The organism is Macrococcus sp. CoH-51_TC_04, assembly GCF_058188655.1.
The window spans coordinates 1-19,027 of record NZ_JBVGOY010000017.1; the positions used below are offsets into that span (position 1 = coordinate 1).

The 19,027-nt window shown below is 37.5% G+C and carries 21 protein-coding genes; 7 read left to right on the top strand and 14 right to left on the bottom strand.

Annotated elements, in window-relative coordinates; translation table 11 throughout:
• Positions 1-206: 206 nt before the first annotated feature.
• From ACZ2V4_RS11155 to ACZ2V4_RS11165, 3 genes are read right to left on the bottom strand one after another with little or no spacing between them, the layout of a single operon-like run.
• Positions 207-1,529 (bottom strand): MFS transporter, encoded by a 1,323-nt coding sequence (locus tag ACZ2V4_RS11155; protein ID WP_490514898.1) that lies wholly within the window; start codon positions 1,527-1,529, stop codon positions 207-209.
• A 32-nt stretch (positions 1,530-1,561) separates the two neighbouring features.
• The gene (locus ACZ2V4_RS11160) at positions 1,562-2,278 is read right to left on the bottom strand and encodes a KinB-signaling pathway activation protein (protein WP_283722316.1); all 717 of its coding nucleotides are present in this window, start codon (positions 2,276-2,278) and stop codon (positions 1,562-1,564) included.
• A 17-nt stretch (positions 2,279-2,295) separates the two neighbouring features.
• Positions 2,296-3,348, bottom strand: coding sequence for an Mrp/NBP35 family ATP-binding protein (locus tag ACZ2V4_RS11165; protein WP_219493780.1), 1,053 nt, complete (start codon positions 3,346-3,348; stop codon positions 2,296-2,298).
• Between the two features lie 154 nt (positions 3,349-3,502).
• Between ACZ2V4_RS11165 and ACZ2V4_RS11170 the strand changes: the two genes are divergently transcribed.
• Positions 3,503-4,954 carry an alpha-amylase gene (locus ACZ2V4_RS11170; protein ID WP_219493779.1) on the top strand — a complete coding sequence of 484 codons (1,452 nt, stop codon included), beginning with the start codon at positions 3,503-3,505 and terminating at the stop codon, positions 4,952-4,954.
• 211 nt (positions 4,955-5,165) lie between these two features.
• Here the strand turns inward: ACZ2V4_RS11170 and ACZ2V4_RS11175 are convergent, their stop codons facing one another.
• The 7 genes from ACZ2V4_RS11175 to ACZ2V4_RS11205 form a co-directional block, all read right to left on the bottom strand.
• Entirely contained in the window at positions 5,166-5,636 is a 471-nt protein-coding gene (locus tag ACZ2V4_RS11175) for a SepA family multidrug efflux transporter (RefSeq protein WP_413474895.1), read from the bottom strand.
• 83 nt (positions 5,637-5,719) lie between these two features.
• On the bottom strand, positions 5,720-6,658 hold the full coding sequence (ypfJ, locus tag ACZ2V4_RS11180; protein ID WP_219493778.1) for a KPN_02809 family neutral zinc metallopeptidase: 939 nt from the start codon (positions 6,656-6,658) through the stop codon (positions 5,720-5,722).
• Positions 6,659-6,779: 121 nt separating this feature from the next.
• Positions 6,780-7,787, bottom strand: a complete 1,008-nt coding sequence (locus ACZ2V4_RS11185; protein WP_490514899.1) for an efflux RND transporter periplasmic adaptor subunit — start codon at positions 7,785-7,787, stop codon at positions 6,780-6,782.
• A gap of 78 nt (positions 7,788-7,865) precedes the next feature.
• Complete coding sequence (locus tag ACZ2V4_RS11190) at positions 7,866-8,108, bottom strand: hypothetical protein (RefSeq protein WP_099483856.1); 243 nt, start codon at positions 8,106-8,108, stop codon at positions 7,866-7,868.
• 12 nt (positions 8,109-8,120) lie between these two features.
• A complete protein-coding gene (locus tag ACZ2V4_RS11195) occupies positions 8,121-9,302 on the bottom strand; it encodes a UTP--glucose-1-phosphate uridylyltransferase (RefSeq protein ID WP_490514903.1) in 1,182 nt (393 codons plus the stop codon).
• A 9-nt stretch (positions 9,303-9,311) separates the two neighbouring features.
• Entirely contained in the window at positions 9,312-9,818 is a 507-nt protein-coding gene (locus tag ACZ2V4_RS11200; RefSeq protein ID WP_283722310.1) for a metal-dependent hydrolase, read from the bottom strand.
• 160 nt (positions 9,819-9,978) lie between these two features.
• Positions 9,979-10,629 (bottom strand): hypothetical protein, encoded by a 651-nt coding sequence (locus tag ACZ2V4_RS11205; protein ID WP_420494138.1) that lies wholly within the window; start codon positions 10,627-10,629, stop codon positions 9,979-9,981.
• A 125-nt stretch (positions 10,630-10,754) separates the two neighbouring features.
• On the opposite strand from ACZ2V4_RS11205, the gene rarD reads away from it, so the two are divergent.
• Entirely contained in the window at positions 10,755-11,654 is a 900-nt protein-coding gene (gene rarD, locus ACZ2V4_RS11210; protein WP_420496334.1) for an EamA family transporter RarD, read from the top strand.
• Positions 11,655-11,719: 65 nt separating this feature from the next.
• Here the strand turns inward: rarD and ACZ2V4_RS11215 are convergent, their stop codons facing one another.
• Complete coding sequence (locus ACZ2V4_RS11215; RefSeq protein WP_490514900.1) at positions 11,720-12,859, bottom strand: CynX/NimT family MFS transporter; 1,140 nt, start codon at positions 12,857-12,859, stop codon at positions 11,720-11,722.
• Between the two features lie 207 nt (positions 12,860-13,066).
• Between ACZ2V4_RS11215 and ACZ2V4_RS11220 the strand changes: the two genes are divergently transcribed.
• The 3 genes from ACZ2V4_RS11220 to ACZ2V4_RS11230 all read left to right on the top strand — a co-directional run bounded on the left by ACZ2V4_RS11220 (position 13,067) and on the right by ACZ2V4_RS11230 (position 14,455).
• Complete coding sequence (locus ACZ2V4_RS11220; RefSeq protein ID WP_041635795.1) at positions 13,067-13,330, top strand: SunI/YnzG family protein; 264 nt, start codon at positions 13,067-13,069, stop codon at positions 13,328-13,330.
• A gap of 86 nt (positions 13,331-13,416) precedes the next feature.
• Positions 13,417-14,133 carry an SDR family NAD(P)-dependent oxidoreductase gene (locus tag ACZ2V4_RS11225; protein ID WP_120786375.1) on the top strand — a complete coding sequence of 239 codons (717 nt, stop codon included), beginning with the start codon at positions 13,417-13,419 and terminating at the stop codon, positions 14,131-14,133.
• Positions 14,134-14,143: 10 nt separating this feature from the next.
• Positions 14,144-14,455 carry a heme oxygenase gene (locus tag ACZ2V4_RS11230; protein WP_099483850.1) on the top strand — a complete coding sequence of 104 codons (312 nt, stop codon included), beginning with the start codon at positions 14,144-14,146 and terminating at the stop codon, positions 14,453-14,455.
• Between the two features lie 218 nt (positions 14,456-14,673).
• Here the strand turns inward: ACZ2V4_RS11230 and ACZ2V4_RS11235 are convergent, their stop codons facing one another.
• On the bottom strand, positions 14,674-16,026 hold the full coding sequence (locus ACZ2V4_RS11235; RefSeq protein ID WP_490514901.1) for a YjiH family protein: 1,353 nt from the start codon (positions 16,024-16,026) through the stop codon (positions 14,674-14,676).
• Positions 16,027-16,268: 242 nt separating this feature from the next.
• The gene (locus ACZ2V4_RS11240) at positions 16,269-16,769 is read right to left on the bottom strand and encodes a GNAT family N-acetyltransferase (protein ID WP_413474903.1); all 501 of its coding nucleotides are present in this window, start codon (positions 16,767-16,769) and stop codon (positions 16,269-16,271) included.
• Positions 16,770-16,944: 175 nt separating this feature from the next.
• On the opposite strand from ACZ2V4_RS11240, the gene ACZ2V4_RS11245 reads away from it, so the two are divergent.
• Positions 16,945-18,072 (top strand): MFS transporter, encoded by a 1,128-nt coding sequence (locus ACZ2V4_RS11245; RefSeq protein WP_219493764.1) that lies wholly within the window; start codon positions 16,945-16,947, stop codon positions 18,070-18,072.
• A 48-nt stretch (positions 18,073-18,120) separates the two neighbouring features.
• Here the strand turns inward: ACZ2V4_RS11245 and ACZ2V4_RS11250 are convergent, their stop codons facing one another.
• The gene (locus tag ACZ2V4_RS11250; protein ID WP_219495230.1) at positions 18,121-18,267 is read right to left on the bottom strand and encodes a DNA-3-methyladenine glycosylase I; all 147 of its coding nucleotides are present in this window, start codon (positions 18,265-18,267) and stop codon (positions 18,121-18,123) included.
• A gap of 160 nt (positions 18,268-18,427) precedes the next feature.
• Between ACZ2V4_RS11250 and ACZ2V4_RS11255 the strand changes: the two genes are divergently transcribed.
• The gene (locus ACZ2V4_RS11255) at positions 18,428-18,931 is read left to right on the top strand and encodes a DUF402 domain-containing protein (RefSeq protein ID WP_490514902.1); all 504 of its coding nucleotides are present in this window, start codon (positions 18,428-18,430) and stop codon (positions 18,929-18,931) included.
• Positions 18,932-19,027: the final 96 nt, after the last annotated feature.

Below are 19,027 nucleotides of genomic sequence, written 5' to 3' on the forward strand. Positions count from 1 at the left end.
CAATAGTCTTTTTTACACTTTTTCAATTTGTTTTTCAAACGCTTAATCGTTGGCGTCGCTTGTTTTTGCGACTTTTACATCTTAACAAGTTGCTATATTAAAGTCAATACTTTATTTAATATTTTTCATATATATAACAACCCGGATAATACAGATAAGAATCTTACCTGTATTATCCGGGTTGTCGTTTCGGCAGAACACTTTCACTAAGCCGTCTTTTCTCTATATAAAAACTGATAAATAATGATGAGTATAAGCGCAATGATGACCATTACCGCCATATTGTTATGAATATTGTGTAATACATTGCTATAGTAGACAAACGACATGACTATCGATCCAGTAGTTGAGCCGATAAACTTAAGTAAACTATAAGTACTCATCATACTGCCGAGTTCATGTGGTGCCGCACTTTCTTGAATGGTTACGACATTTTTCGTAAATACAGTACCATAGCTCAATCCTAGAAATATACATCCAATCGTTACTGCAATAACACTTTCTGTAACTAGTATAATCGCTGCACCGATAATCATATAGAAGAAACTTAATTGATAGACTTGCTTAACGGTAAAGCGTTGTTCAATACGTTTCAATATAAAGGTAGATGTCAGCCAGAACACTGATATCGAGAAGGTCGTTAAACCACTAAGTAATGGTGACAACCCTTTCTCTGTCTGCAAATAAAACGGTAAGAATATGTTCGTTCCCATCAACAGCATTGCGTATACCATATCTGTTCCCATCGTTATACCTATCCTTTTATTAAAGGAGCGTACTGGTATAAATGGTGATTGTACTTTCAATTCAAACTTAACAAATATAACGAGTAATGTAGTTGCTACTATATATGCTGCCATACTTAGCAGCCCTCCAGCAGTGAAGCCAGTAATCAAACAGATTAAAAATGCGTAGAAAAGCAGTAACCCTTTAACATCAAGTTTCGCCTTAGACGGCTGTTCATCAAATTTAAAGAACTTCAGCACAAGAACAATCGCAACTATTGCTACAGGAACATTAATGTAAAATAAAAAACTCCATCTTAAGTAAGTTAATATTAATCCGCCTAAAAGTGGGCCTACGATACTTGAAATGCCCCAGACACTTCCCACGATACCCATTACTTTATAGCGATATGGAATTTCAAACGCAATCTTCGGAATAATACTCCCCATCGTCATCATGATCCCTGCACCAAGCCCTTGAATAAGACGTGATGCAACAAGCATTGGAAACGTAAATGACGCCCCTGATAACATACTTCCTACTATAAATACGACAATACCGAATATCATTGTATACTTAGATCCGATACGTTTCATAATTTCCCCGACAAGCGGTGTGATCACTACAATAGCAATCATATAGCTGGTAAATATTAAAGCAAGCGACTCTTTAACACCTAGATCTTTGCCGATTGCAGGAGTTGCGAGTGACACGATTGATGTTTCGATAGCACTCATAAACATAATAATCACGAGCGCACTAATTAATCCTCTTTTCATTTTCTCCTCATTTCTTAATGACAAATGACCTAACTCCAATGAGCTAGGTCATATCATTATCTCTTTTTTCGTTTTTTCTTATGTGTGACAACTTGCGTATTCTTTACAACCTTACTAGGTGACTCTGGTGTTTCCTCTACCCAAGTGCCATTTGCAAGCTTGCGTGCCTTACGTTCTTCATAAGATGCCTTATTATATTTCGGCAATGACAATAACTGAAATGCATTACATAAAAGCAGCGCAAAGATGGTGCAATACAGCCACATCATATCTTTAACCTTCAGAAACGGTATGAGTTCTACCGTTGTCATTACAACCATAAAGAACATTGCAGGAATAAAGACGTTTTTACCTGTCAGCTTATTTTTATAGATACTTACAACAATACCAAAGATGACAATTAAAATTGGAATCCAGATAAATTTAAGAATATCTCCATCCTTCTGCCCAAAACGTAAATATCTGAAATACACGAGATCGACGATTGCAAATAAAATAATCACAACTTGAATCGCATTCCAGCCGCTTCTGAATATCCCTTGTCCCATCTGATGGATAAACAAGTATGCGAAGAATGCAAGCTGACTAATAGATGCAATTAACAGTCCATATCCCATAAACCAGATTAGCGCTGCCAGGAACTCTCCTAATTCACCTCGGACAAGATAAACTGTTAATTTATCATATCCGAATATAAGACTGACGATTACTGTGACAACAAGTCCTATAAGTAACGTGATGCCATAGAATTTACCTAAATTTTTTAAAGTCACGATTGTACCTCTTTAATTTATTTTGTTTTATCGATTACCTTTTGAGCCATTTGCGTATAGATGATACCAAGTGGATGGTCTTCTTGATAGACAGAAGGTGCAAAATCTTCATTGTTCCAGTCCGGTTGAGCTAACGGAAGTTGCCCGAGCAGCTCTGTGTTTAACTCTTCAGCTAACTTTTGACCGCCACCAGAACCAAATACATACTCTTTATTTCCCGTTTCTTTACTTTCGAAGTAGCTCATATTCTCTACTACACCAAGAATTTCATGCTCCGTATGCAATGCCATCGCTCCTGCTCTTGAAGCTACAAATGCAGCTGTTGGATGTGGCGTTGTTACGATGATTTCTTTACTCTTCGGCAACATTGTATGTACATCTAGTGCAACATCTCCTGTGCCTGGTGGTAAATCTAAGAGAATATAATCCAGATCTCCCCAATTCACTTCGTTAAAGAAGTTATTGATCATCTTCCCAAGCATTGGCCCACGCCAAATGACAGGGGTATTCTCTTCTACGAAAAACGCCATCGAAATTACCTTTACTCCAAAACGTGATACAGGGACGATGCGTTCGCCATCAATTTCAGGTCGTTCTGAAATTCCCATCATATCCGGAACACTGAAACCATAAATATCAGCGTCAACTAGTCCTACACGTTTACCTAAACGGGCAAGTGCGACAGCAAGGTTCACAGAAACCGTTGATTTCCCGACGCCACCCTTTCCTGAAGCGATCGAGATGAATGTTACCTTATTATTTGGATCGACCAACTTTTCAATTTCCGAAGTGGAAACTCCACGGAACTGCTCGAGCATTGACTCATCCATCTCTTCAAAACGTATCCCTACAGTTTTTGCGCCATTCTCCTTCAGTTTCTCTACAATTTGCATCTGAAGATCAAGTTGAGGCTGACCCCCAAGCTTTGCAATCATCACTTTAACAGAGACATGTTCTTTCTCTTCTTTAATACTAACTTCTTTAATCCCCTCTGTTTCAGAGAGAGGTACATTAATTACTGGATCTTCTAATTCCCCGATAATCTCTATGACTTGTTCTTTAGTTAACAATTTAAACGCTCCTTCATCTTCTAATAGTTTTAGTTTAACAAAAAGAATCGACTTTGTATAAAAGAAATTACTATAAATGATATAGTTGTGATGTATTCGTCATTTTATGGGTATAACATAGATAATTGATTACCGAAAGGATGAGGAGAATCACATGACAAAAAATTATACGATGATGCAATATTTCGAATGGCATGCAAATGGAGATGGTGCGCATTGGAAACGCCTGAAAGAAGATGCCCCAAAACTAAAGGAAAAAGGCATTGATACGGTTTGGTTACCACCTGCATGCAAAGCAGACCATGTAATGAATACAGGTTATAGCATCTATGATCTATATGATCTTGGGGAATTCGACCAAAAAGGACAAGTGCGTACTAAATATGGGACGAAAGAAGAATTATTAGATGCCATTAAAGCTTGTCATGAGAACGGCATAAAAGTTTATGCCGATATTGTGCTCAATCATAAGGCTGGCGCAGATGAAACAGAAACAATTAAAGTCGTAGAAGTTGATACAAATGATCGTACCCACGTTATCTCAGAACCTTTCGAAATCGATGCCTATACAAAATTTGATTTTCCAGGTCGTAATAATAAATATAGTGATTTCAAATGGAATCACACACACTTCAACGGTACTGACTACGATCACAAAACAGGTCGCAAGGGCATCTTTAAAATAATAGGGGAAAATAAAGACTGGAATGCATTCGTAGATAACGAAAAAGGGAACTTCGATTACTTGATGTTTACGAATATCGATTACAAACATCCCGATGTACGACAACATACAATCGAATGGGGAAAATGGCTTATTGACACATTAGGGATAGATGGCATGCGCATGGATGCTGTGAAACATATCGAAAGCTATTTTATTAAAGACTTTAGTGACGCAATGCGCGAACATGCTGGAGAAGACTTCTATTTTCTCGGTGAATATTGGAATGCAGACCTTGGAAAGAATGAAAAGTTTCTTGAAGAGGCAGAGTACAACACTGATTTATTCGACGTTAAGCTGCACTTCAACTTTAAAACCGCTTCTGAAGAGGGCAGCGCCTATGATCTACGTACATTATTTGATGATACAATTGTTGAAGAACACCCTGAACTTGCAGTCACTTTTGTTGATAACCATGACTCTCAGCCAGATGAAGCATTAGAATCTTTCGTTAAAGACTGGTTCAAACAAAGTGCTTATGCGCTAATATTATTACGTAAAGATGGCTATCCATGTATATTCTATGGTGATTATTATGGCATTGGCGGAGATCATCCGGTCGAAGGAAAGCAGCTTGCAATCGATCCATTACTTTATATCAGACAAAATAAAGCATACGGGGAACAAGATGATTACTTCGATCACCCAAATATTATCGGATTTGTCAGACGCGGCAATGGCAATAAGACTGGTTGTGCTGTAATTATCAATTCCAGTGAAGAAGAAGCAGAAAAACAGATGTTCGTTGGCAAAGAACGTGCCGGTGAAGTCTGGTATGACTACACCAATACAAGAGAAGATACAATCACGATTGATGAAGAAGGAAATGGCCTCTTCAAAGTTAACCCGGGCAGCGTATCAGTCTACTGCGAAGAAGAATAAGGATGAAAAAAGGTCGTGACACGAGCGCTTAGACACGAGTAAAATCATGAAAAGATACCAAGAAACGGTTTTTGTTTCAGGGTGTCTTTTTGATTTTATCGAAGTGTCTGCTCGTAGAACGCCGTCAATAGGTCGTGACAGAAGTGTTCTGCCACAAGCAAAACCGAAAAGGTAGCTAGCAATCTGTTGCTGGCTACCCTTCTTTATTTCATCATTTATCATCTTTATTATTCAAATCCACGCTATCAGGATAGAAGAGTTCTGTTAAATAGTATAGTGCACTAATAATCGCCAGTACGACAAGAAAATGTATTCTAATATGCTGATAATTAATATGCACACCGAAGTAAAATACCAGTGTCGAAAGACTTACTGCTATGATATGAAAATACCAGCCATGAAAAAACTTATTCTCTGGAAGCATACGCTTTAATTCGTCCATAATATATTCAATAATAAACAATAGTACGTAGCCGATGATTAAATATGAACCGTAATAAAAGCTGTTATCTATCACACTTTCATTATATGTAAACTCTGCAAGATGGAAATAAATAAGTAATCTACTGAGCCCATACATTCCGAAGAAAACCATCAATATAAAGGCTATTCCAGAAATTAACACTACAGATAGTACAAACAGGAGCGCCATCCAGGAAATATTCGGTCTCTTTAGTTTCACAATCCATCAATCCTTTACGTTAATGGGCGCTTATCAAAAATGAGATATACCCTTATAGAAGAGTATATCTCATTTTCCACTATTTAAAAGTCTAAACCCCTTGCTTTAAATGTATTCCCCTGACTAAAGTCTCCTGCTTCATAACCACGCTTAAACCAGTCCATACGTTCGGCACTAGAACCATGTGTAAAAGTATCTGGATTTGCACGTCCTAATGCATTCTTCTGAATTGTGTCGTCTCCAACTGCATGGGCAGCTTTAATCGCTTCTTCTAAATCTCCATCATCTGTATAACCCATTTCTTGTGCATGCTTTGCATAGACACCTGCAAAATAGTCTGCCTGCAACTCAACAGCAACAGAATATTTATTGTACTCAGTTTCAGATAATTGGTTTCTTAACTGATGGAATTTCGGTAAGATTCCAAGTTCATTCTGCACGTGATGTCCAACCTCATGTGCAATAACATAAGCCATTGCGAAATCTCCGGGCGCATCGAACTTCTGATCCAGTTCGTCCATAAAAGATAGGTCGATATAAATCTTCTGATCAACCGGACAATAGAATGGTCCCATTTGAGCACTTGCTTGTCCACATCCTGAACGTACTGCATCTGAATATAACACCATTCTCGGTTCAGTATAAGATTTATCATAATCCTGGAATATCTTATGCCAAACGTCTTCCGTATCTTTCAGTACAACTGATGCAAACTGTCCACGTTCATCTAAAGATTGTTCCGTCGCAGCGCCATCGTTCCCGGCATCCGTCTTAACGTTTCCTGTATCAAAAATATCATTGTTGCCATTATCTTGTTGCTGATTTTGTGTTTGCGTAGGTTGACTTTCACCACCCATGTAATCCATCGGGTTACCACCCAACAATACGATAACAATCATGACGATGATTCCTAAACATCCCATACCACCGCCACCGATAACCATCGGGCTGCCACCAGAAAAGCCACCAGAGCCTCTCGCATCTTCTACATTAGAACTCCCCTGTCTACCTTGCCATTTCATACGTCTTCCTCCTCATAGGCCGTTACTATCTTAAATATCATTACCCAAATTTCAATGCGCACAATCATTTATTTATGGAAACATTAAAAAATGAGATTGGGGAATATCCCAATCTCCTATATCAATATTTTTTCAGTTCATCGACTGACGATAACCCTTTTGTAACAAGGTAATATTGTCCGGACTGTTTCTTTACATGGATAATCTCTTCATTAACGCGATTCCCATAACACTTTTGAACATAATATGTATGCTTTTTTCTATTCACATAATCTTTATGTAACCATATATGATCTTTAACGTTTGGGTAAATTTTAAAAGTGAGTACTTCACCGACATAGGCTTCATCTATATCTACCGCTGCTTTATAATAATATTTTGCAGTGCTATGCTCGATTGTTCTTGTCAGTGATGTGAGTTTACTTTTATAAGATTTTCCATCTATTTCAAAGTCGAACTGCATCCCCTTTTCCAGTTGCTTATATAGCTTTTGATCCACTTCACCTGTAACGAAAGTTTCAGCTGCAGCAATTGTTACGATTGGAAACTGCTGTTTAGCATTTGTAAATTGCTGCAGCTGTTCTTTATTAATTTCACTTACTATTCCTGTTGTCTCGGAAGTGATTGTCAGCTGATCAACCGCTTCACTTGCCGCACTTTCCTTCGTTTTTAATATCTCAAGTTCATTTTTATGTTTCTCATACTCACTTATCAGCCAGTTCAGTTCTGCATTAATACGGGGGCTCGCAGATTGTTCAAATGCTTCTTGCTTTACGGCGAGTTGTCCTTCAATCTGATTGATTGCAATTAATTGATTATAAATCTTCAGACTTAACTCCTTTTCATTTGCGGCGATGGCCCTATCCTCATAACTAAAGAGCGCCTGTCCTTTAGTTACTTTGTCCCCTTGCCTTACATGAAGTATCGCTGGCCGTGATTGATTACCACGCTGAAAGTAAGGGATACGTGTCTGCCCTATCGTACCTTTAACTGTGAGATGATAGCGTTTCATATACTCGTCAACAAATAATGTTTCCTGCCGTCTACTCAAGAATGCATAAGCTGTTGCGATAAGTAATACAACAATGATACTGCTGAGTACTACAGGTAATAACCATCGTCGTTTCATATAAACCCTCGCTTATCTATTGATATGCTTATATTGTACTGGAATTTATATGAATTTATCGTAAAAATATTGTAAAAATTACTTTAAGATTCTATCATCTTCAGATTTAATATGGGCATTTATATTAGAATGATCCTGCTTTTTTTGATGCTTGTAGTATTGCACGGTGAGCATCATTAATAATAATGCGGCAAATAGTGATACAAATCCCATCCACATCAAACCTTTGACATTAAATATATAATGATAACTGAGTCCAAGATTTATGGCTGCAATCAAAAGCATCATCAACATCACATAGATTGTTGTTTTATTTTTCAAATTGGTCACCTCTTATAGTCGACGTGTGCGCAACAAATCGTCGTAAGCTGTTGCGATGCTATCTTTTCCTTCTTTATTCTTCAAAGGACTGAACTCTTCATTACGGTCAAACTGTACCGTCTTAAAGGTATCCGCATATTTGAATATATCAAAGTAGAACTTCTCAAACTTTAATGCTGTAGCTTCAATAACAGTAAAATTCTCATCTAACTGTGGCAGCTGTTTAATCGCCAGGTGATAAGGCATTTCACTTTGTGCATGATTCACAACAAAATCAAGCTTAAATATATGAATTCCGATATTCGCATTACGGAAATGATTCTCTTCTCCTTTAGGAAGCTCAGTATATTCAATGACTTGTTTTTTCCCATCCACTTCCACGACACGGCCGACACTTTCATTATCTTTTGCTGCAATCGTCTTTGTCGTAACATCTGCGTTACTTTCAACTGCATAGCCACAAAGTATCGGGTCCAGCACTTTTACTAGTACATTATCGATATTATTCATGTAAATATGTGTAACGCCTCTTTCTTGTAACAGCTTATTCGTACCTGATGCATTCAATGCTTCAAAGATTCCACCGTTACCGTTCGGTGTTGTAAGCAGCTGTTTGTCCTCATTGAGTAATAGCTCTCCACCTTCACTCAATGCTACAATATTAGGTTGAATGAAGAAGAAGACATCCTGTTTATTCAATCCGAAATAATCATGCGCTTCAAAAAAAGCGATGGTTTCTTTATGGTTAATATCACTCGTCATAATGATCCATGGTATTGAAACGTTCAAGCTTTCAATCAATGCTTTTATTTGTCTTGCCTGAAGTTCAAACAGACTCACACCGTCAAATTCAAATGTACCCTTCGGCCCATTATGCGCGAGACGTGTGCCTTGTCCACCAGCCATTAGAACTGCGGCAAACTTGCCTGCTTTAATGGCACTTTGTCCTAATTCATTCATATGTGCCAGCGCTTCTGTTGATTGTTCACTAATAATGGTTGTTGCGATATCCTGAACATCTTCCGGAAGCGCAATCTTTCGGTGAACATAGACATCTTGATATAACTGATCTATCTTTTCAAAATCCTGAATGGATAACGTTTCTTCAAGTTTTTGTTTTTCAACTTGAGACAATAACTCCATCTGGTTTAATAGTTGATGATGATGATATTTTTTTAAGTTCTGTTCCATAATAAAGCTCCTTTAATATTTTATCCAACTTATCGTTCTATGAATGATTTCATTATAGACAATATACATTGTCACAAGACTGAATGCCGTTGCAAGCGAGTGGTCTATAACACCACCTGTCTTGATTTTAAACGGAAATCTAATCTTTTTAGTCCACGGGAAGAATAGTGTCACGCCTGATGGTGTCATCATATCTAATATTAAATGACTCATAATCCCAAGATTAGCGCTGATAATATAAATATTCTGTACTTGAAGTAAGTATAACACTGTCGACACGAGCAGCATAAACAATATGGAATGTGTCACCGTTCTATGACCGAAGAGTACACGGATTAATGTACTGATGGGCCATATCCTTCTCCCTATTTTACTGCCTGCATGACAAATATCAGGAACAATACTAAAAAGTGCAGACGTTCCGATGATTGCTGCAAACTGACTGATATTATATGCGTGAGAAACCGCATAGTGCGTCCCAATGAATACACCACATGCGATATGAGTCTTTCCTGTCACGTATGTACCTCCATTAAATTTTATAGGTCTTTATTATAGTATAGATAACAAATAAAAAACTATGACATCGCGAAGAGTTCATAGTTTTTGTCTATTGTTTAACCGATTGAGCGCCGCTCTTAAGATTCATACGCTGCTTAAATTGCTTCTCTCATTAATATTATTCATCTGTCGTGTCTTCATATTGGTTCGGCTGAACTGTTTGTGATTGTTCAGTTGAAGGGAGCTCAGTCGTAACGATTTCCGTTGTCGGCGTTTCCGTTGTCGGTGTTTCCGTTGTCGTTATCGGCATTTCTGTTGTCGGTGTTTCTGTTGTCGGTTGCGTCGACGGCTGTACGGTCTCTGGCCTTTTGTTTGTAGCTGTATGTGTCGAGTCCTGTGTTTGCGTAGATGGATTCAACTGATAACATGCACCATCTTTACAGTTATATCCTTCGTTCGTCAAATTATTCCAAGCTTTTGAATATTCCTTCGTCTCAGCTAATACTGCACACCCGGCACTTTCTCCACCACCGATAAGACAATTTCTAGAATCGTTATACTTTGTGGTATCAATATTATCCTGATCAACGGAGTCTTGATTAGAGGGGTGTGTTACTACTTGTTCTTCAGATGATTCAGGTGCAGCATTTTCTGTTTTGCTTTTTGTTTTATTATCGTTTTGTTCAGTAGTTTTCTTACTTTCTTTTTTTTCAGGGTTCACTTTAACTTCTACTTTAGGCGTTGATTCTTTGCGCTCTTTTTCTTGTCCATCATTACATGCTGTTAGTACTAACACACTCGTCAATATCAGCATTATAAGTCTATTCATTATGTCTCTCCTTAATAGCAATCTATTGCTCAGAATATTATAACACATTTTAAAAAATGTAAAGAACATGCACATTGCTACATAATTTTGTGATTGCTATAATCATCATGTAAAGGAGTGAGATAATGGACAATACACAAAAAGGCGTTCTATATACAGCACTAGCATATCTTCTATGGGGAATCTTACCTTCGTATTGGCGTGCAGTGAGTAGTTTTAATGATTATGAGATTTTATTTCATCGTATTATCTGGTCATTTGTCTTCATGATCATTGTGCTTGCTGTAACAAAGAAGCTATCCCCTTTAGTCAAAGAAACGAAAAGTTTATTTAAGAGAAAACGTGAATTTATCGCACTTATTATCGCTAGCATCGTGATAACCTTCAACTGGGGTATATTTATCTGGGCTGTTAATAATAATCATGTGCTGCAAGCGAGTCTGGGCTACTATATCAACCCATTGATGAGCATTGCTCTTGGATTTCTCTTTCTGAAAGAACGCTTTACCAGAACAGAGACACTGGCCATTCTACTCGCTGCAATTGGTGTGCTCTATATGACATTCTCTGTTGGAACATTCCCTATTGTTTCAGTCACGCTGGCACTGAGCTTTGCGTTATATGGCTTAATGAAGAAGGTAGTCAATATTAATGCGCTTTATAGCATTACACTAGAAACATTCTTTATATTACCTATCGCTTTTCTTGGTATCGCATTATTAACCACAGACCAAAAAACATATTTCGGAAATAACTTTGAAAGTTTTCTAATTCTATTTTCCGGTATCGTAACTGCGATTCCTCTTATTTTATTCAGTGCCGGTGCAAAGCGTATTCCACTTTCTCTTGTTGGATTACTACAGTATATCTCACCAACACTTATCTTACTCCAAGGTGTTTTTATGTTCGGCGAACCCTTTACATTGACACATGCGATTACATTCAGCTGTATTTGGAGCGGCTTGATAATATATAGTTTAAGCAAATGGATGCAATACAAGAAATCCATAAAAATAAAATTGTAAAAACCTAGACGCTGTTGCGTCTAGGTTTTAATTTACGATCAAATCATTATCGCTATGAACAAGCATTATACATATTCATTCTTACTAGCAATCATACCAAAGATAAACATACAGATTGCGATAACATAAAACATTATGAAACTTGTCGTATAAGTTCCTGTAATATCATTTAAGTATCCCATCAAGACCGGTCCAATCCCTGCAATAAGGTAGCCAACCGATTGGCTGAAACCTGACAGCTTGATTGCATCTTCATTTGTACGAGCACGCAATGAGAAAAATAGCATACATAGACTAAATGCTGCTCCTCCAGCAAGGCCGGTTGCAATCATTCCAATCACAATTAATACGATATGATTAAACTGCAAGGCCGTGAAACCTATTAAGAAGAGTATCGTAAAAGCAATCACTAACGGACGTTGATTGTTCATCTTCATTGCGATGACAGGCATCATAAATGTCATCGGAAGCTGTGCAAATTGATTTAACATCAGCATATATCCCGCGGTTTCCTGTGATACACCGTAATGAATCAGTATTTCAGGAAACCACGTCACAGTACTGTAAAAGTTCATCGACTGAAAACCCATCATCAGTGCAATTGCAACAGCTAACTTAGAGTGATAAATTTTACGTCTGCTTACCGAAAATTCTGGCTTTGGATTATGCTTTAACTGTGGCAGCCACACGATAAGCCCAATTACCGAGGGAATAATCCAGAATCCTAATGCGAACTGATAACCGTAATCGTTATAATGTGATAGAGGTACACTTAATCCGCCGCCAATTCCTGCTGTTAAGTTCATCGTAGCGGCAAATACACCCGTCATCAGTCCGACATGTGCTGGAAAGCGCCATTTAACAAAGCTTGGTAGTATCACATTTCCTATGGCAATACCTGTACCAACGAGCATTGTTCCTATGACAAGCCATGGCAGGTTTGGAATAATACGTATTATCAGTCCACTTAACAGCAGTAACATTCCCGCAAACAACGTCATACTCATGCCAACCTTTGCGCTTATTTTCGCGACGAAAGGCGATACGATACCAAACATAATGAGTGGAATTGTAGTCAGTCCTCCAAGCATCGTTTGATTTAATGATAAGGTATCTCCGATTTCAGAAATAATCGGACCAATTACTGTTAATGGTGCGCGCAATGTCGCCGCAACGACAATCACTGCCGCTAATAATAAAAACATAGACTTATATCTCAATTCATCAAATCCCTTCATTGTATATGATAATCAATTCCTACAAGTTTTTTAAGATAAATCAACAAATAAACACTAATTTCTTTCATTAAAGATGAATTTCGTTTAAATTCATCTAATCACATCAATTTATTTGAATATACTGATAAAAAGCGTTATATTTATGGTATAAAAACGATAAGGATGTGTTTAGAAATGGCAATGAGAATTACTAAAGACGACAAAGAAGTAAATATTAAATGGCGTGTTGCTGATATCACTATTCCAAACGAAGATATTTTAAGTGTTAAAGAAGATACGAATATTTACGCAACTGCTGAAGAAGCGAGCGACGAAAAGATCGTACGTATCGGCTCTACTTTCGGTAAAACAAACCGAGTGCTTTTAGATACAAAAGACAAGAAATACATTATCTACACACATAACGATAAAAAAATCATTAACGAATTAAATAAATAATGCTATCAAGAGGGTTTGACATCTGTCACCCTCTTCTTTTTCACTACAAGCTATCAACCTATCATTACTTATAGAGGAGCAATATCATGGAAAGCTTAAAAAACAAAACAGCACTTATTACAGGCGGTTCGAGAGGTATAGGTTTACAGATTGCTAAGACGCTCGCACATGAAGGTGTACATATTGCGATTACAGGCCGTAACATCGAACATCTAGAATCGGCGGTGGACTCACTTTCCCAGTTTGATGTAGATGTAACTGCGATTGTATGTGACAGTGCAAACAAAGACGATATTAAAGCAGCTGTTGCACATACACTGGAAACATTTGAACGTATCGATATATTGATCAATAATGCAGGTATTATGCATAACAGCTCATTTCTCACAACAACTGAAGAAGACTTAAATAAGATGATGGCTGTAAATGTGTATGGCCCGTTTCATTTTATGCAGGAGGTTCTGCCACATATGATCAATCAGCAGTCAGGTGACATCGTCAATATGAGCTCAATGTCCGCTGTAAATGCCGGCCCGACTTCAAGTGCATACTCTGCAAGTAAATTTGCATTATCAGGATTATCTGATGGTGTTATGAGAGAAATGCGTCAGCACAACATTCGAACGTTCTTGATTCATCCTTCTGCCGTATTAACAGACTTAATCGGTGAAGTATCGCTCGACCCGGAATCGATGACACATCCAGAAGATATTGCTGAAGTCATCGTTTCGCAGCTTAAGATCAACCGCAGAACATTTGTACGTACGAATCAAATATGGGCAACAAACCCAACAAAACTTTAGGAGTGATTTCATGTATATCGTAACAAATAGAATTAAAATGAAAAAAGGATTCGCTGAAAAGATGGCACCGATGTTTACAAAAGGTGGCGCAATCCAAGAATTAAAAGGATTCCATAAAATTGAAACATGGTCTATTCAGAACTTAGAAGATCATGACGAACTTTATGTCAATACATGGTGGGAAACGTTAGAAGACTTTGAAGCATGGAAAACGAGCGATGCCTTCAAACAGGCACATTCACATGGCGGCGATAAACCTCAAGGAGAATCACCAATGCTTGGTTCAGAAATTGTCATCGCAAAGCTGGAAACAGAAATTTAAGAGCATTATATATAGAAAAGAGGACAGGAAATAAAGCATTTCCTGTCCTCTTTTCGCGATTTTACTCGTGTCTGAGCACTCGTGTCACGACCTTTTTTTTGACGGCGCTCCACGAGCAGACTCTTCGACAAAATCAAAAAGATTGCTTGAAACAAAGAACGTTTCTTGCAATCTTTTCGCGATTTCACTCGTGTCTGAGCACTCGTGTCACGACCTTTTTATATACTAAATAGTAAATGTCCCATTAACACGATAATCGGTAAACAGATGATGGTTCTCATCAAGAAGATGACAAATAGCTTAGGTAAGCTTACCGGTATTTTAGAGCCTAATATAACACCACCCACTTCTGATAAATAAATCAGCTGAGAGATACTTAGCGCACCGATAACAAAACGTGTAAGATCATATTCAGAATCTGTAATAAGTATTGAAGGTAAGAACATATCTGCAAAGCCAATCAATATTGTCTGAGATGCTGCAACTGCATCAGGGATCTGAAGTAACTCTAATAAAGGTACGAACGGCATTCCAATCCACTGGAAGAACGGTGTATACTCAGCAGTGATTGTTGCTGCTGTACCGATACACATTACGACAGGTAGTACCGCAAACCACATATCTCCTACTGTTTTAAATCCTTGGTACCAGAATGTTTTAAATCCAGGTGCTTTAATTGCAGTCTTAGTCGCATTTTCGTACCCGTAGCTGATGACATTATGATTATCAGGAATCACTTCCTCTTTAATTTCAGTCGTTCCATCAGCATAATGATCCGGAATCTTCGATAACGGCCAAATACGCGGCATAATCATCGCTGCAACTAAACATGACACAATAACAGTTCCATAGAAATAGAAGAAGTGATTCATTAGTCCAATCTGTTCACATACAACTATCGCAAACGTGATTGACACAACGGAGAAGCTTGTCGCAATGACTGTTGCTTCACGTCTCGTATAGAAATTCCCATCATATTGTTTAGATGTAATCATAACGCCTACAGTCCCATCTCCAATAAATGAAGCTAAATTATCCACTGCAGAGCGTCCCGGTAATGTAAAGAGGGGACGCATCACCTTAGAGAACATCGGTCCAAGAAATTCCAGTAATCCATAGTCCATTAAAAATGGCAGAAATAATCCCGCAAAGAAAAATACAGCGATTAGTGTCGGTAATAATCCACTATATATGAGCTGCCCTGTATTTTCAGTATTAACAAATGGGACTTTCATTTTAAAATAGACAATGGTTGCAAAAATGGCACCCATAAGACGAATAATAAACCAGATCCAGTTCACCTCGAACAGTTGTTTGAAATAACTCGTCTTCGGATGGTTAATAAAACTAAAGTAAAATGTTAGTAACGTAGAAAGAATAATAACGATGAAGATTAAAGTTGGTGTGAAATTACCGAGAGTCGATAACAGCCACTTTGCTAAAACTGCAACGGGCAAACTCGTCTTACCTTCAACATTGAGTGGCGTTAAAAATAAGAATATACCGATAAGACTAGGAATGATAAATTTAAACTGCCCCATCTTACCCGTTTTGTTATCAGAATGCATCATAATACCCTCCATTTTTTATACGCAAAAGTTAATATTTATTCATTTTAGCATATAAGGTAGTGTACGAAAAGAAGAATTTCCGATCGTTTATCTTTTATACTTCTAATCTTTTAAAACATTTCTTCATTTTATACGCATAAGTGTCTTGTTTACATTCATATAAGCGTTATCTCATAAAAAAGTCCTCATAAAATTTACACTCCTGCGTATCTTCTATAAGGGCTTTTTTACACTTCTAGCTGCTATTTTATTTCTTTATAATATAAATTCTTATGCGGTATATTAGGATGTAAATACATATTTCCTTTGAGCAGTATCCAGTCGTTCTTATAATAGAATGCATTGGCACCGATATCATGTACATCACTCGTTAAATAGTACTTTCCTGGTGGCAGTGCATCTAATAACTGTGTACCGATCCCGTTCTTATGGAAGTGCTTATCTACAGCGATAGAAACGACTTCAAATGCACCATCAAGCATTCCTTGCTGTGCGGGTGACAAAAACTGGTCCAGTAACTGTCTATAAAACTGATCGCGTCCGCTCGTATAACCGTATAAATAACCATCGATTGTCCCAAGTTGTGTACTAATAAAGCATCTAAATCCTGGATGCTCACTCAGTTTTAAAATATCATTGCTCATTTCCCTTAACGGTCTACGGTCGTTAAAGTTTGTCAAATAAATTTCTGCTATGCGGTCAACGGCATCTTGTAGGTCTACTTGTGTAATCTGTCTAATCATCTTGACCACTCCTTCCAATTATGAAAACCTTTTCATCTTCATTATGCAATTTTTTCGTACAATTGACAATGAACAATACCGTTTATCTGAATATTTTATTTTAATTTCTTATGCGTGTTTAATTTATCAAATATTGGTATAATCTTAATGCATTCAAACATTGAAAGGATCTATTATGTCAAAATTCAAACTCTTTACTTTTATACTTAGCGTATTTGTAGTGGGAATGGTAGAACTCGTCGTTGCGGGTATTCTCACTTTGATTAGCGATGATCTGCATATCTCTCGCGCACTTGCCGGTCAACTTGTCACGATCTATGCATTTACAGTAGCAATTAGCGGTCCAATACTCGTCAAACTTACTGAACGCTACAATCCAAAATGGGTACTCTTAGTCAGCATGATCATATTTATTATCGGTAATATAATCAATGCTGTAGGTAACGATTTCTGGATTATTGTAATTGGGCGTATCATCGCATCAGCAGCATCCAGTATCATTGTCGTGAAGTTGCTTGCCCTTACTGTAATCTTGAGTGACCCCCGAGAGCGAGGTAAGATGCTCGGTCTTGTCTATATCGGTTTTAGCGGTGCAAATGTATTCGGTGTTCCAATAGGGACAAAGCTCGGTGAAATGCTCGGATGGCGTGCAACATTCTGGATGATTGTACTTGTAAGTGTTATTGCAACAATCCTCTTAATGTTCCAGCTTCCTAATACAATTAAGACATCAGAAGATGAAGATAAATCTTCAAAACTGCTCTATCCGAAAGAAGCTGCAAAGTATATCGGTATCACCTTCTTTATATTAGCCTCTAATTATATTGTATTCACTTACATCAGTCCGATGATGTTAAATGAAGGATATACGTTAGAACAAGTTTCGATTCTACTGTTTGTTTGTGGTATCGGAAGTATCGCAGGCACGAGCTTCGGCGGCAGAATGGCTGATAAAATGGGCAGCAGAAAATGGTTATTGATCGCATTAACGATGTATACGTTGTCTATCTTTCTATTTAAATTATCATTACCTGTATTTGCATTGTTACTTATCGTGATGCTCATCTGGAATATATTTGAATGGAGTACGAACCCTGCAATTCAAATCGGGATTATTAAACAGGTTAAAGGAGATTCCAGCAGTATTATGGCGTGGAATATGAGTGCGCTCAATGCTGGTATAGGATTTGGTGCACTTATTGGAGGCATCATTATCAATAATTTTGATGTTGCGATTACACCTTATGTTTCAATATGTTTAGCAGTGATTTGTATCGTACTCGCCTATACTATCAAAAGATAAAAAGTGCTGAACCCATAGGTTCAGCACTTTTATTTATTCTATTTCAGTTTATCCTGAATGATACCAATTGCACCGAGGTACCCATATATAACGATCGAACGTTCCATACTGCTCCCTTACTTCCATAAATACCTGTACATTACTCATTATACTGCGTACTTTCAAACGATTACGTATCATTCTTACGATTTCCACTAATATTACTAGATAGTTATCAGAATCGTGTTACAGCTCATTTAAAGTTTCGTAAATGTTTACCAATACTTTATAAATATTCTTCCTCTCACTATGCAAAGGCTTACAATTCATATTATAATTGGATTTGTACTTCACAATAAGATAAGGAGGTTCATTGTTGGAACAGTTAAAGATTAAATCCCACAAATATCCACATCGACCTCACATCGAGGTAGAAGGTACCCTGATAAAAGAAACAGATGAATACTTTCTTGTCATCTGTGATGAAACGACAATACTCCGACACTTTATTAGAAATATTGATATTCCATTGCAATATGAAACGCTCCATTTTCTTTCAAAAATCCACGGATATTCTGTTTCTATCGCTTTAGATAAGACTTATCAGCCGATCAAGATATTTTGTAACATTTCTTCTCCTTGTGAGCGCGATACAGATGGGAACATTGTTTATCTAGACTTAGATCTAGACTATGTGAAGACAGATAGTGACGAATGGATCCTTAGAAATAACGATATGTTCCTGGAAAATAGTGCAAAGTTCAACTATCCATTTCAACTGACAAATTTCGCACTCGTTTCTTTACAAGAACTGAAAAATAATATTGAAGCAGATAAATTTCCTTTCAATGTACAAAATTTCAATGACTATATAAAATAAAGCACCACCCCCGGTCTGGTGCGCTAACCCCATGATATGGGAGTAAAATAAAAACACTTTCGTTGAATTCATATTAAAATGAATTTATACGGAGGT